Here is a 13248-nt window from a genome sequence, read left to right on the forward strand (position 1 = left end):
GTCAGCGCAAGTTCTTGTTCAACACTGCACATGTGAAAAGATACGCAGGTTCTGCGGTTTCTAGCAGCCGCCGCACAGATTTACGGCGCACTTTGCGCGGCGGTCTTGATCGGAGAGCCAACACGGCTCTCCGATAATGTCTTGGATCAGATCTCGCCAGTCAGGCCCGCGGCTTCGATGCCCGCCATTGCGGCGATGGCATCGTTGTCGGATGTGTCGCCGGTTACACCTATTGCACCGATCACCGCGCCCTTCTTGTCGCGCAAAAGAACGCCACCGGGAACCGGCACGACCTGACCACCGTAGACGCCATTCACGGCAGCCATGAAGTAGGCCTGCGCCTCGGCCCGCTGCATCTGTGCGGTCCCCGCCATGCCCAGCATGACGGATCCATAGGCCTTGCCGTGGGCAATCGAGAACCGGCCCGGAGCGGCACCATCTTCACGCTCGAACGCGATGACATGGCCGCCCGCGTCGAGAACGACGGCAGAAAGAGGTTTCAGTTCCATCTCGCGACCTTTTTCAAGGGCCTTGCGGATGATCGTACGGGCTTTGCGGAGGGAAACTGCCATATCGTGTCCTATCGTTCTTGCGGTGTTAAAGGCTGGCTTTCAGTTCCAGACGGCGGGCGTGCAGGACCGGCTCGGTATAGCCCGAGGGCTGCATACGGCCTTTAAAGACCAAATCGCAGGCCGCTTGGAAAGCAATTCCGTCAAAGCCCGGCGCCATCGGACGATAGGCCGGATCACCTTCGTTCTGGCGATCAACTACCGCGGCCATCTTTTGCATCGCGGCCATAACCTGTTCTTTTGACACCACATCATGATGCAGCCAATTCGCGAGCGCCTGGCTAGAGATCCGGCAGGTCGCGCGATCCTCCATCAGACCGATGTCGTTGATGTCCAGCACTTTTGAGCAACCGACACCCTGATCGACCCAGCGCACGACGTAGCCCAAAATACCCTGAGCGTTGTTCTCGACCTCGCGCGTGATCTCATCCGAACTCAGGTTGCGGCCACCCAACAGTGGGATGGTCAGCAGATCGTCCAGTGTGCCCCGCGCGCCACCCGCCGCAAGCTCATCCTGACGGGCCAGCACATCGACCTTGTGGTAATGGGTTGCATGCAAGGTTGCGGCCGTCGGCGACGGAACCCAGGCGCAGGTCGCGCCGGATTGCGGATGACCAATCTTGGCCTCAAGCATATCGCCCATCCGGTCGGGCATCGCCCACATTCCCTTGCCGATCTGCGCTTTACCCTTCAGACCGCAGGCCAGACCGATATCGACGTTGCGATCCTCATAAGACGCAATCCACGGAGTGTTCTTGATGTCGCCTTTGGGCAGCATCGGCCCAGCTTCCATCGAGGTGTGGATTTCATCACCGGTCCGATCAAGGAAGCCAGTGTTGATAAAGGCCACGCGCGATTTCGCGGCACGGATACATTCCTTGAGATTGGACGAGGTGCGACGCTCCTCATCCATAATACCCAGCTTTACGGTATTGCGCGGCAGCCCGAGGATGTCTTCGACCATGTCGAAAATCTCGACCGAAAAGGCGACTTCGGCTGGCCCGTGCATCTTGGGCTTCACCACATAGACCGAACCAGTGACCGAGTTACCCCCCGCGCGCTGCAGATCGTGCATGGCGATCAAAGTGGTGCAGAGCGCGTCCATCAGGCCCTCACCGATCTCGTTGCCATCAGCGTCCAGAACCGCCGGGTTGGTCATCAGGTGCCCGACATTGCGCACCAGCATTAGGGAACGGCCCTTCAGAACACCTGCCCCGCCGTCGGCAGTCTTGTAAGACAGATCATCGGCCAGTTTTCGGGTAAAGGTGTTGCCGCCCTTGGTGACCTCTTCGGTTAGATCACCTTTCATCAGCCCCAGCCAATTGCCATAGGCAACCACCTTGTCCTCGGCGTCCACGCAGGCGACGGAATCCTCGCAATCCATGATGGTGGACAACGCCGATTCCAGATGAACATCAGCAATCCCAGCCGGATCAGTTGCGCCAATGTCGCTGGAGGGGTCGATCACGACTTTGATGTGCAGGCCGTTGTTTTTAAGCAGAATGAACTCGGGGCTCTCGGCGGCCCCACCAAATCCGACAAACCGCGAAACATCGGCAAGCGCGGGCACCAGCGCACCGCCTTCGACACGCAGGTCTGAAACGTCTGCCCAAGAGCCATTAGCAAGCGGCACAGCATCGTCCAGAAAAGCTTTGGCCCAAGCGATGACGCGGGCTCCACGCGCAGCATCATACCCTTTGCCAGCGGGCAGATCGCCCATTGCGTCCGTCCCATAAAGAGCGTCATACAGGCTGCCCCAGCGCGCATTGGCGGCGTTCAAAGCAAAGCGCGCGTTGGTGATAGGCACAACCAGTTGCGGGCCCGGGGTCGCTGCGATCTCGGGGTCGACATTCGCAGTTTCGATCTGAAAATCCCCGCCTTCTTCGACCAAGTACCCGATCTCGCGCAGGAAAGACTGATAGGCGTCCGCGTCATGTTCCTGACCTTGGCGTCCAAGATGCCATGCGTCGATCTTGCCTTGGATCTCGTGCCGCTTGGCCAGAAAGGTGCGGTTCTTGGGGCCCAGTTCAGTGACCATGCGCGCCAGACCATCCCAGAAGGTGTCTGCCGTCACGCCGGTTCCCGGCAGGGCCTGCCCCTCGATGAACTCGGCCAGGATGGTATCCACCTGCAATCCGCTACGCGCCTGTCTGCTGCTCATATTGTCTCTCCCCGAAATGTGCACGGCTGTATGCCGTCAGCATTTAGGATGAAAGTTTCCGATAGGCAACTTTTGATGTCACTTCGCGGTAAAAAAATCTTACCAATTCTTAAACCCAACCATGTAAGCCGCGTGCAGCACCGCTTGCAGCCGACCCGCGCAGGCCATAGTTTCGCGCAAACACGAAATGATGCGAGGCCCCCGATGCGCGACGCTGCCCCCACGACAATTTACCTGAAAGACTACACGCCCTTCGGCTATCTGGTGGACAGTGTACACCTGACCTTTGACCTTGCCGCGCATGCCACCCGCGTCACGTCGCGCATAGCCTTTCGCCCAAACCCCGAGGCCAGCGACAAGACATTCTTCCTGCATGGCGAAGAGCTCAACCTGATCCGCGCATCCATCGACGGTGCGGAAATCACCCCCGAGATTTCTGACAAGGGTCTGACCGTTGCTGCTCCCGACGCGCCGTTCATCTGGGAGGCAGAGGTCGAAATCGATCCCGGAAACAACACCGCACTTGAGGGCCTTTACATGTCGAACGGCATGTACTGCACGCAGTGCGAGGCTGAAGGGTTCCGCAAGATCACTTACTACCCCGACCGCCCGGATGTGATGTCCACCTTTACCGTGCGCATCAACGGCGATCTGCCGGTGCTGCTGTCCAACGGCAACCCGTCAGGCAAGGGTGAAGGCTGGGCTGAGTGGACCGACCCGTGGCCCAAACCTGCCTATCTGTTCGCACTGGTCGCGGGAGAGTTGATCGCGCATCCCGGTCAGTTCACCACCAAGTCGGGTCGAGATGTCGAACTGAACCTCTGGGTCCGCCCCGGTGACGAAGGCAAATGCGCTTTTGGTATGGAGGCGCTGAAAAAGTCCATGAAATGGGACGAGGACGTCTATGGCCGCGAATACGATCTGGATGTGTTCAACATCGTTGCCGTGGACGATTTCAACATGGGTGCGATGGAGAACAAGGGGCTGAACATTTTCAACTCCTCTGCCGTGCTGGCCAGCCCGGAAACCTCGACTGATCTGAACTTTGAGCGGATCGAGGCGATCATCGCGCATGAGTATTTCCACAACTGGACTGGCAACCGCATCACCTGCCGCGACTGGTTCCAGCTTTGTCTGAAGGAAGGGCTGACCGTGTTCCGCGACGCGCAGTTCACGTCCGACATGCGCTCGGCCCCGGTCAAGCGCATCCACGACGCCATCGACCTGCGCGCACGGCAATTCCCCGAGGACAATGGCCCGCTGTCCCACCCGGTTCGACCTGAGAGTTTTCAGGAAATCAACAACTTCTATACCGCCACTGTCTACGAGAAAGGTGCCGAAGTCATTGGCATGCTGAAACGTCTGGTCGGAGACGAGGCCTATGCCAAGGCGCTGGATCTGTATTTCGACCGGCACGATGGGCAGGCTTGCACCATCGAAGACTGGATCAAAGTGTTCGAGGATACGACGGGCCGCGATCTGACGCAGTTCAAACGCTGGTACAGCCAGTCCGGCACGCCACGCGTGACGGTGACCGAAGCCTGGAATGATGGCACCTACACCCTGACACTTGCCCAACGCACAGACCCAACCCCCGGTCAGTCCGAGAAACTGCCTCAAGTGATCCCGGTGGCTGTTGGTCTGCTGGGGCCGAATGGGGACGAGGTGCGCGCGACCGAGGTTCTTGAACTGACCGAGGCCGAGCAGAGCTTTGAGTTCACCGGACTGGCGGCCAAGCCCGTTGCCTCGATCCTGCGCGATTTCTCGGCTCCGGTGATCCTTGAACACGACCACACAGATGCAGAGCGGGCGTTTTTGCTGGCCCATGACACCGACCCATTCAACCGTTGGCAAGCCGGGCGGTCACTGGCCGAGGATACGCTGCTGCGCATGATCCTCGAAGACGCTGCACCCGGGGCCGATTATCTGGACGGCATCCTCGCCGTCCTGCGCGACGGAGATCTGGACCCGGCCTACCGCGCGCTGATGCTTGGACTGCCCTCGCAGTCAGAGCTGGCTGCTGCGTTGTTCGATCGGGGCGAAACGCCTGACCCGATGGCGATCTGGACAGCGGTTGAGACCTTGCGGCAGGCGACCGCTCAGCACGTGCAGGATTTACTGCCGCGGCTGCACAGCGAAACGCTGATCGACGCGCCGTTCAGCCCGGACGCTGACCAGGCTGGCAAACGCTCCCTTGGCGGTGCCGCTCTGGCCCTGACCACGCGTCTGGACAGTGGCGCACGCGCGGCCGAGGAGTACGGCGCAGCGGGTAACATGACCCAACAACTCAGCGCCTTGTCCTGCCTGCTGCGCGCAGGCAAGGGTGAAGCCGAACTGGCCGCTTTCTACAATCAGTGGAAGCATGATCGACTGGTCATGGACAAATGGTTCGGACTGCAGGTTTCCATGGCGTCCCCCGAAGAGACCGCCGATATCGCCCGGACCTTGACCGAACATCCAGATTTCAACTGGAAGAATCCAAACCGCTTCCGGTCGGTCATGGGGGCACTGGCAATGAACCATGCCGGGTTCCACCGTGCTGATGGGGCTGGGTACACGCTGCTGGCGGACTGGCTCATCAAGCTGGATCCGGTGAACCCGCAGACCACCGCACGGATGTGTTCGGCCTTCCAAACCTGGAAACGCTATGACGCAAATCGTCAGAGCGTTATCCGCGCACAGCTGACCCGCATCGCGGAAACGCCCGACCTGTCGCGGGACACGACCGAAATGGTCTCGCGCATTTTGGGCGCATGACCGGGTTCACTTTTACACGCAACAACAGGGCGCCGCGTACGGTCGGCGTCCTGATTTGTGTTTACGCGGCTCTATTGACCCTGGTGATCGTATTCGAGGCCGCGTGGTGGTTGGTTGCTTTGCTGGCGCTGCCCACCCTGCCCGCTTTGTGGGATGTAGCGCAGAACACCAGTGCAGGGCTGAGCCTGAATGAGAGCAAGTTGAAATGGTTCACCGGTTCCAGAGAAGCCGAGATTGATTGCGCGGATATCGACTATGTCCGCTTTGATACGCGCTGGGACTTTTCCGTGCGCGTTTCTTTGGTGCTGAACTCGGGTAAACGGATTCGGCTGCCGGATGAATCGACCCCGCACCATCGGGATTTCGAACAGGTGCTGCAACAGGCTGGATTTCGCGTCGAAAGACATCACTTTGTCGCATTTTGAAACAAAGCGGCAAATCAAGCCCTACTGACGACAAAACTTAATCAATCCGGCTCACAAAGCTTGATCCAAAAGGTATTTCCGGCAAAGATTTCAACCTGAAGTGCCAGTTTTTATGTTTCGAGTGTCACCATGTTCCGGTTTGTAAGGGACTTTTTGTCCCAATCCCGATCCCTATCTGTGCCAGACAAGTGCTTGACTGAGGCAGCACATGAAGCGGTGTTGCCGGATCACGGACAGCTGAACATTCCGCTGGCCGATAGTCAGACGCAGGACGACATCGGACGAAACTCCATTGAACAAGGGCGCTATCTTGCACGGCAGGACCGCTGGACGGAACTGTCCGACCTGATGCGCGCCGCCGACGAAGCAAGAGAAACTGCGCCGGACGGTATGCCCGTCGCAGAATTGCTGGCATTTGGCGCGCGCGCCGATGTGGTTCTGGCCGCCGAGCACGCCCTGTCCGATGCCAAGGCGCTGTCGGAGTTCGACGTACTTAGCGGTATCTCTGAACTGGAAGACGAGATGCGCGCGCATGCTTACGATCCTATGATCGCACTGGTCGTGACACTTGCACATATTGATCTGGCCTGGGCGTGGCGTGGAACATCAAACGAAGCCACCCTGCCCGCGCTGCACCAATCGCGGTGCGCGGCGCATTTCGACCGGGCCGCTGCGATCCTGCCCAAATGCCGCACGGCGGCTGCGGATAGTCCGCTTATCGCCTCAACCGGGTGCGCTCTGCTTGCAGGCCAGCGCAAGGCGCATACACGCGTCGCCGGAGAATATGAGCGGCTGATTGAGCTGGATCCAGCCAACCAAAGGCACATGCGCGCAATGGGCACGCATCTGCTGCCGCGCTGGTTCGGCACCTATGGCGAGCTTGAGGTTCACGCCCTGCGCATTGCAGCCCGCACCCAACAGACTTGGGGCGCTGGCGGATATACCTGGGTGCAATTCGACGCAATCGCGCTCGATCCCGAAGCCTGCGCCCAGTTGGATATCGACTACTTCCTTGAAGGAATGCACGATATTCTGGATCGACGCCCGGACCAGCAAACGGTCAATATGCTGTCGGCTTATTGCGCCATCACGATCCAGAAAGCGGCCGGACAGAACGACACAGCCGATGCCATTCGCAGCCAAATTCATGACGCTGCACACTGGCTGATCCGCGATCATCTGACAGAACTGCACCCGCTGATCTGGGCCCATGCAGCCAACGGATTCAATAACAGCGTTCGCATCAGTTCGCCTGAGCGCTTCGCGGCCCGTGGTCAGCGCGACGCGCTGCGTGCGATTGCCGATCTGTTCCGCGATGAGTTGCGCAGCGGACTGGACGTTACCTTTACCCCAACAGGTTTGCGCCTGTCCGGGCACTGATTCCCCCTTGCCCCTCGCCCCTGCCGGGCCTAATACGCAGGCTTAGACTTCTGCGGAAATGAGGCGCGCCATGCTCGACCTGACATACGAAATGCCCAAACCCAAAACCATTGCCGGGGCCAAGCACGATTGGGAACTGGTGATCGGGATGGAGGTGCACGCTCAGGTCTCGTCCAATGCCAAGCTGTTTTCCGGTGCATCGACCCAATTCGGGGCCGAGCCGAACTCGAACGTGGCCTTCGTGGACGCAGCGATGCCCGGCATGCTGCCGGTGATCAACGAATATTGCGTGGAACAGGCGGTACGAACCGGGCTGGGCCTGAAGGCGGATATCAACTTGAAGTCGGCCTTTGACCGCAAAAACTATTTCTACCCTGACCTGCCGCAGGGCTATCAGATTTCCCAGCTGTACCACCCCATCGTGGGCGAAGGCGAAGTGCTGGTCGAAATGGGTGACGGCACCGCGCGCATGGTCCGCATCGAACGTATCCACATGGAGCAGGACGCGGGCAAATCGATCCATGACATGGATCCGCATATGTCCTTTGTCGACCTGAATCGGACCGGCGTTTGCCTGATGGAGATCGTCAGCCGCCCTGATATCCGTGGCCCGGAAGAAGCTGCCGCCTATATCGCCAAGCTGCGTCAGATCATGCGCTATCTGGGCACCTGCGACGGCAACATGCAGAACGGTAACCTGCGGGCGGACGTGAACGTTTCGATCTGTTTGCCGGGGGCCTATGAGAAGTACCAAGAAACACAGGACTTCTCGCATCTGGGAACGCGTTGCGAAATCAAGAACATGAACTCGATGCGCTTTATCCAGCAGGCGATTGAGGTCGAAGCCCGTCGTCAAATCGCCATCGTCGAAGGTGGTGGCAAGGTCGATCAGGAAACACGCCTGTACGATCCGGACAAGGGCGAGACGCGGTCGATGCGGTCCAAGGAAGAAGCGCATGACTACCGCTATTTCCCCGACCCCGATCTGCTGCCGCTGGAGATTGAGCAAGCTTGGGTGGACGACATTGCCGCCAATCTGCCCGAGCTGCCGGATGATAAAAAAGCGCGTTTTATCAACGAGTTCGGCCTGACCGATTATGATGCCTCAGTCCTGACCGCCGAGGTTGAAAGCGCCGCTTACTTTGAAGACGTCGCCAAAGGCCGCAACGGCAAATTGGCTGCGAACTGGGTCATCAACGAGCTGTTCGGCCGGTTGAAGAAAGAAGACCACGAGATCACCGACTCGCCTGTTTCTCCGGCGCAACTGGGTGGCATCATCGACCTGATTTCCTCGGATGCGATCTCGGGCAAGATCGCCAAGGACCTGTTTGAGATCGTCTACACCGAAGGCGGTGACCCGGCGCAGATCGTCGAAGACCGGGGCATGAAGCAGGTGACCGACACCGGCGCGATTGAATCCGCACTGGACGAGATCATCGCCGCCAACCCGGCGCAGGTCGAAAAGGCCAAGGTGAACCCGAAACTTGCGGGCTGGTTTGTCGGTCAGGTGATGAAAGCCACCGGCGGCAAGGCCAATCCAAAGGCGGTGAACGAACTGGTCAGCAAAAAGTTGGGGTCGTAAGCCTTTCGCTTCAAACAATTCCTATGGTGGGTCCGGGCCATTTGCTCGGACCTTAACAAGTTTCGCGCAGGGTTCGCGCAACAGATGAAACAGAATTTGCCCGGCGGGCGATGATGACTTTTCGAAACCCGGCAACATGCTAGATTGCTTGGGATCGGCAACCAGGAAGATCTGATGCAGCGCTACGAATACAAAGTTGTCCCAGCCCCGCAAAAAGGCACAAAGGCCAAGGGCGTCAAAACCGTCGAAGGTCGGTTTGCCGTGTCGATCGAACAGTTGCTGAACCAGATGGGCCAGGATGGCTGGGAATACCAGCGAGCGGAACTGCTGCCCAGCGAAGAGCGCGCGGGTCTGACCAGCTCAACCGTGAACTGGCGCAATGTTCTGGTGTTCCGCCGCGAGGTTGGAGTGACCTTTACGTCGACCCGAGAACCGGTCGAGACCGCTGAGAGCGACGAGAGCGCTCCGATGGCGCACCCTGTCCCAGGACCGGATGACGTAGAAGCCCCCGCACCGATCTCGGAAGAGCCCAAGGATCCGCCGCTGACCTTGAAGCCTGCAGACCTGTCCGACAAGGACAAAGAGCAGACTTAAAAGACAAGCTACTGGCTTAGATCCTGAGCAAGCATGAGCGCATTGCCGTCAGGGTCATAAAATGTGGCCGTGCTGACCATCCCCTCGATCGTTTCGGTTTCCCCGTCGAACTTGACGCCCGAGGTTTCAAGCGCCTGACGTGCCTCTGCAATATCGGACACCCCGAAAACCGGCACCGTGTTTCCGGGCGTGGGCTCGGCCTGTTCGCCCAGTCCCAAAGTGACCCCGGCAGTTTTGGTGTGCATCTCGCTCCACCCTGCCTCATCGATATGGTGGATCAGTTCGAACCCAAGCTTGGCATTGTACCATTTGGCACTGGCGTGCCTGTCCCGCACGGACAGCGCCAGGGTTATCGTATTGTCCAAAGAAACAAGAGACATCGCACTTTCCCTATGTCTAAAAATAAAGTAACTATACTTTATGGACATAGAAATTCTTGTCAAGCTGACATCCCGCGCCTGGTCTTTGAACATTCTGGCGTTAATGAATTCAGGGATCCCAGGGCGGCAAGCGCCCTTATTGGCCGCGACCAGCGCCAGCAGAACGGCCTTTGCCCAAAGCCTGGATCACCTGATGCAACTTGGGCTTTTGGAACGCAACCCTGGCCACGGTCACCCATTGCGCCCTGAGTTTCGCCTGACCAAAACAGGAGCCGAGATCGCACAGACCGCCGCGCGGATTGTTCAGGCCGTACCTGACGACACCGAATTCGCCCTTCTCAGGCGCAGCTGGACAGCACCGATCCTGGCGCTGACCGACCGGCCACAGCGGTTTTCGGCGCTAAAGTCCGGACTGATGACAATCTCTGATCGGGCGCTGTCGACATCGCTTCAACGCCTGGAAAACAGCGCGTGGATAGAGCGCGAGATTGATGCGAGCCAAAGGCACCCGTTCCCCACTTACAGGGCTGTGAATCAGGGGTTCGCAGTTAATCAGGCCATTGCGCTGGCGGCCTGACCACAGCTTCAGAGCGATTTAGGTATCGATGTCCAAAGCCAGCGCATGGATGCGTGGAACGATATCCCCCAGCGCCTTATGCACAGCGCGATGGCGCGCGACGCGGGATTGACCTTCGAACGCGCTGGCGCGAATGCGGACGTTGAAATGGCTTTCGCCACCTTCTTGAAACCCTGCGTGCCCACGATGGCTTTCGCTGTCATCCACGACCACAAGCTCACGTGGATCAAAGGCGGTTTGCAGGCGGGTACGGATTTCGTCGGTAACGGACATTTTTTGCTCAGCGGCAAAATTTTTGCCGCCCCCCTCTTCTACTTTCGGCTGCTTAGACTAAACTGCTGCCTCCGAGTCGAAAAGATGTGTTCGTAAGGATCAGAGCATGACGAAATCAGACCCCTTCGGATTTGACATGTCCGTTTCCAGCGCCAAGAAAAAGAACCCGCGCGGGCGTCGGGGAATGTCGGGCGCATCTGAAACCTCGACGCGTATCTGCGATCACGAGGGGTGCAACGAACCCGGCAAGTTCCGCGCGCCCAAAGCACCTGACGTACTGGATGACTTTTTCTGGTTCTGCCAGCAGCACGTCCGGGAGTACAACAACAAGTGGAACTTCTTCGACGGCACCACCGAGGCCGAGCTGAACGCGCAGCGCTCCAAGGACAAAGTGTGGGAGCGTGAGACCAAACCAATGGGCGACCCCGAAGCACGCGCCTGGGCCCGTCTGGGTATCGAGGACCCGCATCAGGTGCTTGGCGCGAACAGCACTCAGAACAAGGGCCGCACGTCCGGCGGCGGCGGTCGCCGCCTGCCCCCGACCGAGCGCCGCGCGATCGAAATTCTGGAAGCCAACGACAGTTGGACCAAAGCCGAGGTGCGCAAAGCCTACAAAAAGCTGATCAAAGTGCTGCACCCGGATATGAACGGCGGTGACCGCAGCCAGGAAGAGCAGCTACAAGAGGTCGTCTGGGCTTGGGATCAGATCAAGGACAGCCGGAACTTTAAGTAATCGGGTTACCGCGCCAACGTGCTATTCAACGCCTCGACTTCGGGGCGCTTCAAACAACGAACACGTGTTTGTTTCCAATTGGATGCTGGGCCGCACAGTTCGGGGAAAATCGCACGAAGCTCATCAACGTCTTCACGATCGAAAGCTAAAAGGGCCATATCGCCCAGAAACAGGCTTTCCGTTGGCAAACCATGCGACATCAGTATCGCGTGGCGGTTGCAAGCAACATGGAAGTACGTCACCGGCTCATTGGATCGCACTTGGCGAATTGTATTATCGTTCACAAGATGGATTGCAGCTGCAAATACTCTCGGCTCTCCAAATAGCAATTCGGCGCGCCACCCCTCTAAGAGAATTCTGTGTTGTGGGGACACGTACAAATCGCTGTCGGGCAAACCTTCCCCGATAGCGCCTTTTTTGATGCAAACCGGGCGCAATCGTGGGTTTCGGCCTAACGCGTCCGCGCTCAGGGTTTTTTCGCCGATCCATAAAATAGGCAGTAACTCACCGCTGGAAACGCGCACTTTGTCCCCCACCGACAAATCTTCGACGGGGCAAGGGCCATTCTCTGTTTCGATCAAAGTGCCCTTTACGAAACACGGGACGGTTCCCGCAGGCAGGTCAACCGTCACTATGAGCGAGTCATTGTTACCGTTTCCGGGACCGGTGGATGCGAATATTTCAACAGTGAGCTGCGTGTTCGGGGGAATGTCTGCACCCGGCGTAAGTTCGACGGTCAAAACGCCGGTCGACGAAATTGAAACGGAGTAATCAGAAGGGTCTAACCCGCCTGTCCCAGTAACAACCACACTCCATGAAGCCCCGCCTTTGGTAGCGGTGTACTGCTGCACAACGGAGGTCGATCCACCGGGAATCGCGATCGAAGACGGACCTAAAATTGTAAGTGCCATGCGAACCCTTGATACCTAACAACAAACGAAAACACTTGGCACAGGGTACAACACCTACATTAACTCAAAATTAACATCGAGATGTTAGAATTTGAGTTTTGGCATTGCCGAGGTTCTGCGTTCCCTTTCGGTGCCGGCATTCATTCGCTTCGGGGTGGGGTGTTTGCTCAACCTGTTACAATTTCCCGTTACGCCCTGTCTCATGGGCTGAACCTATGGCCCATATCCAACCTGTGATCTGCCCCTAATGGAACGCGATATGGAACACCTCATCTTCCCGATACATGAGATCGCCTTGTTGGTCGCCACTGGCGCGGCCTTGCTGCTTGGCGCATATCTTGCTGTAAACTTACGCCTGCCACACTTGGGCCTATGGCCCAGCGCTAGCGGTTGGCGGCATCATACCGCGTTTGGGCTCTTCCGACTGTTCTGCGGCGCGACCGTTGTCTTTGCGCTGTCCGAGGTTTGGGTGAATGGCTGGGGCCATTGGGTGCGATACGTGATCGGAGTCCCGATCATGGTGCTGTCCTTTGGGATCACGCTTTGGGGCTATCGCTTTCTGGGCCTCGACAACACCTATTGCGAAAGCAACGGGCTGGTGACCGGAGGGATGTACGCCTATTCGCGCAACCCGCAATACGTGACGTCGGTTCTGGCCACGGTCGGGCTGGGTATTGCCAGTGGGTCGTGGCTGACGCTGGCACTAGCCGCCGCCTTGTTCATCATCTACTTTCTGTTCGTGCTGAACGAAGAACGCTGGCTACTGAAGGGATATGGCCGCGCGTTTCAGGACTATATGCGTTCCACTCCGCGTTTCGTAGACGAACGCAGCCTGATGAGGGTTCGCGACGCGATCCTCAACTAACAGCCGATGCGCTTCGATAAGGCCAGTTTCAAAGAAACATC

Annotated in this window: 13 protein-coding genes; 8 read left to right on the forward strand and 5 right to left on the reverse strand. The window is 58.2% G+C overall.

Going from position 1 to position 13248, the window contains the following annotated elements:
- Positions 1-146: 146 nt before the first annotated feature.
- Positions 147-572: a GlcG/HbpS family heme-binding protein gene (locus ACR0MV_RS10390; RefSeq protein ID WP_480702069.1), complete on the reverse strand. Its 426-nt coding sequence runs from the start codon at positions 570-572 to the stop codon at positions 147-149.
- Positions 573-597: 25 nt separating this feature from the next.
- The gene (locus ACR0MV_RS10395) at positions 598-2730 is read right to left on the reverse strand and encodes a malate synthase G (protein WP_480702070.1); all 2133 of its coding nucleotides are present in this window, start codon (positions 2728-2730) and stop codon (positions 598-600) included.
- Between the two features lie 204 nt (positions 2731-2934).
- On the opposite strand from ACR0MV_RS10395, the gene pepN reads away from it, so the two are divergent.
- The 5 genes from pepN (at position 2935) to ACR0MV_RS10420 (ending at position 9468) form a co-directional block, all read left to right on the forward strand.
- On the forward strand, positions 2935-5487 hold the full coding sequence (gene pepN / locus ACR0MV_RS10400; protein WP_480702071.1) for an aminopeptidase N: 2553 nt from the start codon (positions 2935-2937) through the stop codon (positions 5485-5487).
- The gene (locus ACR0MV_RS10405) at positions 5484-5912 is read left to right on the forward strand and encodes a hypothetical protein (RefSeq protein ID WP_480702072.1); all 429 of its coding nucleotides are present in this window, start codon (positions 5484-5486) and stop codon (positions 5910-5912) included. The genes pepN and ACR0MV_RS10405 overlap by 4 nt, the downstream gene beginning before the upstream one ends.
- A 192-nt stretch (positions 5913-6104) precedes the next feature.
- A complete protein-coding gene (locus ACR0MV_RS10410) occupies positions 6105-7292 on the forward strand; it encodes a hypothetical protein (RefSeq protein WP_480702073.1) in 1188 nt (395 codons plus the stop codon).
- Between the two features lie 70 nt (positions 7293-7362).
- Positions 7363-8874 (forward strand): Asp-tRNA(Asn)/Glu-tRNA(Gln) amidotransferase subunit GatB, encoded by a 1512-nt coding sequence (gene gatB, locus ACR0MV_RS10415; protein WP_480702074.1) that lies wholly within the window; start codon positions 7363-7365, stop codon positions 8872-8874.
- A gap of 174 nt (positions 8875-9048) precedes the next feature.
- Complete coding sequence (locus ACR0MV_RS10420; RefSeq protein ID WP_480702075.1) at positions 9049-9468, forward strand: DUF4177 domain-containing protein; 420 nt, start codon at positions 9049-9051, stop codon at positions 9466-9468.
- An 8-nt stretch (positions 9469-9476) separates the two neighbouring features.
- On the opposite strand, the gene ACR0MV_RS10425 is transcribed toward ACR0MV_RS10420, so the two are convergent.
- The gene (locus ACR0MV_RS10425) at positions 9477-9848 is read right to left on the reverse strand and encodes a VOC family protein (protein WP_480702076.1); all 372 of its coding nucleotides are present in this window, start codon (positions 9846-9848) and stop codon (positions 9477-9479) included.
- 40 nt (positions 9849-9888) lie between these two features.
- On the opposite strand from ACR0MV_RS10425, the gene ACR0MV_RS10430 reads away from it, so the two are divergent.
- Positions 9889-10425 carry a winged helix-turn-helix transcriptional regulator gene (locus ACR0MV_RS10430; RefSeq protein WP_480702077.1) on the forward strand — a complete coding sequence of 179 codons (537 nt, stop codon included), beginning with the start codon at positions 9889-9891 and terminating at the stop codon, positions 10423-10425.
- A gap of 18 nt (positions 10426-10443) precedes the next feature.
- Here ACR0MV_RS10430 and ACR0MV_RS10435 read toward each other — a convergent pair whose 3' ends face one another.
- Positions 10444-10698 (reverse strand): BolA family protein, encoded by a 255-nt coding sequence (locus ACR0MV_RS10435; protein ID WP_170466164.1) that lies wholly within the window; start codon positions 10696-10698, stop codon positions 10444-10446.
- 106 nt (positions 10699-10804) lie between these two features.
- On the opposite strand from ACR0MV_RS10435, the gene ACR0MV_RS10440 reads away from it, so the two are divergent.
- Positions 10805-11431, forward strand: coding sequence for a J domain-containing protein (locus tag ACR0MV_RS10440; RefSeq protein ID WP_170422646.1), 627 nt, complete (start codon positions 10805-10807; stop codon positions 11429-11431).
- Between the two features lie 5 nt (positions 11432-11436).
- Here ACR0MV_RS10440 and ACR0MV_RS10445 read toward each other — a convergent pair whose 3' ends face one another.
- Positions 11437-12342, reverse strand: a complete 906-nt coding sequence (locus tag ACR0MV_RS10445; RefSeq protein ID WP_480702078.1) for a Hint domain-containing protein — start codon at positions 12340-12342, stop codon at positions 11437-11439.
- A gap of 259 nt (positions 12343-12601) precedes the next feature.
- On the opposite strand from ACR0MV_RS10445, the gene ACR0MV_RS10450 reads away from it, so the two are divergent.
- The gene (locus ACR0MV_RS10450) at positions 12602-13207 is read left to right on the forward strand and encodes a methyltransferase family protein (protein ID WP_480702079.1); all 606 of its coding nucleotides are present in this window, start codon (positions 12602-12604) and stop codon (positions 13205-13207) included.
- Positions 13208-13248: the final 41 nt, after the last annotated feature.

The sequence above is a fragment of the Ruegeria sp. BC3 genome (genome assembly GCF_056539265.1).

Excerpts from the sequence above, each read along its gene's own strand:
- ACR0MV_RS10390 (WP_480702069.1), bottom strand. The coding sequence starts at position 572 with ATGGCAGTTTCCCTCCGCAAAGCCCGTACGATCATCCGCAAGGCCCTT.
- ACR0MV_RS10395 (WP_480702070.1), bottom strand. The coding sequence starts at position 2,730 with ATGAGCAGCAGACAGGCGCGTAGCGGATTGCAGGTGGATACCATCCTG.
- pepN (WP_480702071.1), top strand. The coding sequence starts at position 2,935 with ATGCGCGACGCTGCCCCCACGACAATTTACCTGAAAGACTACACGCCC.
- ACR0MV_RS10405 (WP_480702072.1), top strand. The coding sequence starts at position 5,484 with ATGACCGGGTTCACTTTTACACGCAACAACAGGGCGCCGCGTACGGTC.
- gatB (WP_480702074.1), top strand. The coding sequence starts at position 7,363 with ATGCTCGACCTGACATACGAAATGCCCAAACCCAAAACCATTGCCGGG.
- ACR0MV_RS10420 (WP_480702075.1), top strand. The coding sequence starts at position 9,049 with ATGCAGCGCTACGAATACAAAGTTGTCCCAGCCCCGCAAAAAGGCACA.
- ACR0MV_RS10425 (WP_480702076.1), bottom strand. The coding sequence starts at position 9,848 with ATGTCTCTTGTTTCTTTGGACAATACGATAACCCTGGCGCTGTCCGTG.
- ACR0MV_RS10430 (WP_480702077.1), top strand. The coding sequence starts at position 9,889 with ATGGACATAGAAATTCTTGTCAAGCTGACATCCCGCGCCTGGTCTTTG.
- ACR0MV_RS10435 (WP_170466164.1), bottom strand. The coding sequence starts at position 10,698 with ATGTCCGTTACCGACGAAATCCGTACCCGCCTGCAAACCGCCTTTGAT.
- ACR0MV_RS10440 (WP_170422646.1), top strand. The coding sequence starts at position 10,805 with ATGACGAAATCAGACCCCTTCGGATTTGACATGTCCGTTTCCAGCGCC.
- ACR0MV_RS10445 (WP_480702078.1), bottom strand. The coding sequence starts at position 12,342 with ATGGCACTTACAATTTTAGGTCCGTCTTCGATCGCGATTCCCGGTGGA.
- ACR0MV_RS10450 (WP_480702079.1), top strand. The coding sequence starts at position 12,602 with ATGGAACACCTCATCTTCCCGATACATGAGATCGCCTTGTTGGTCGCC.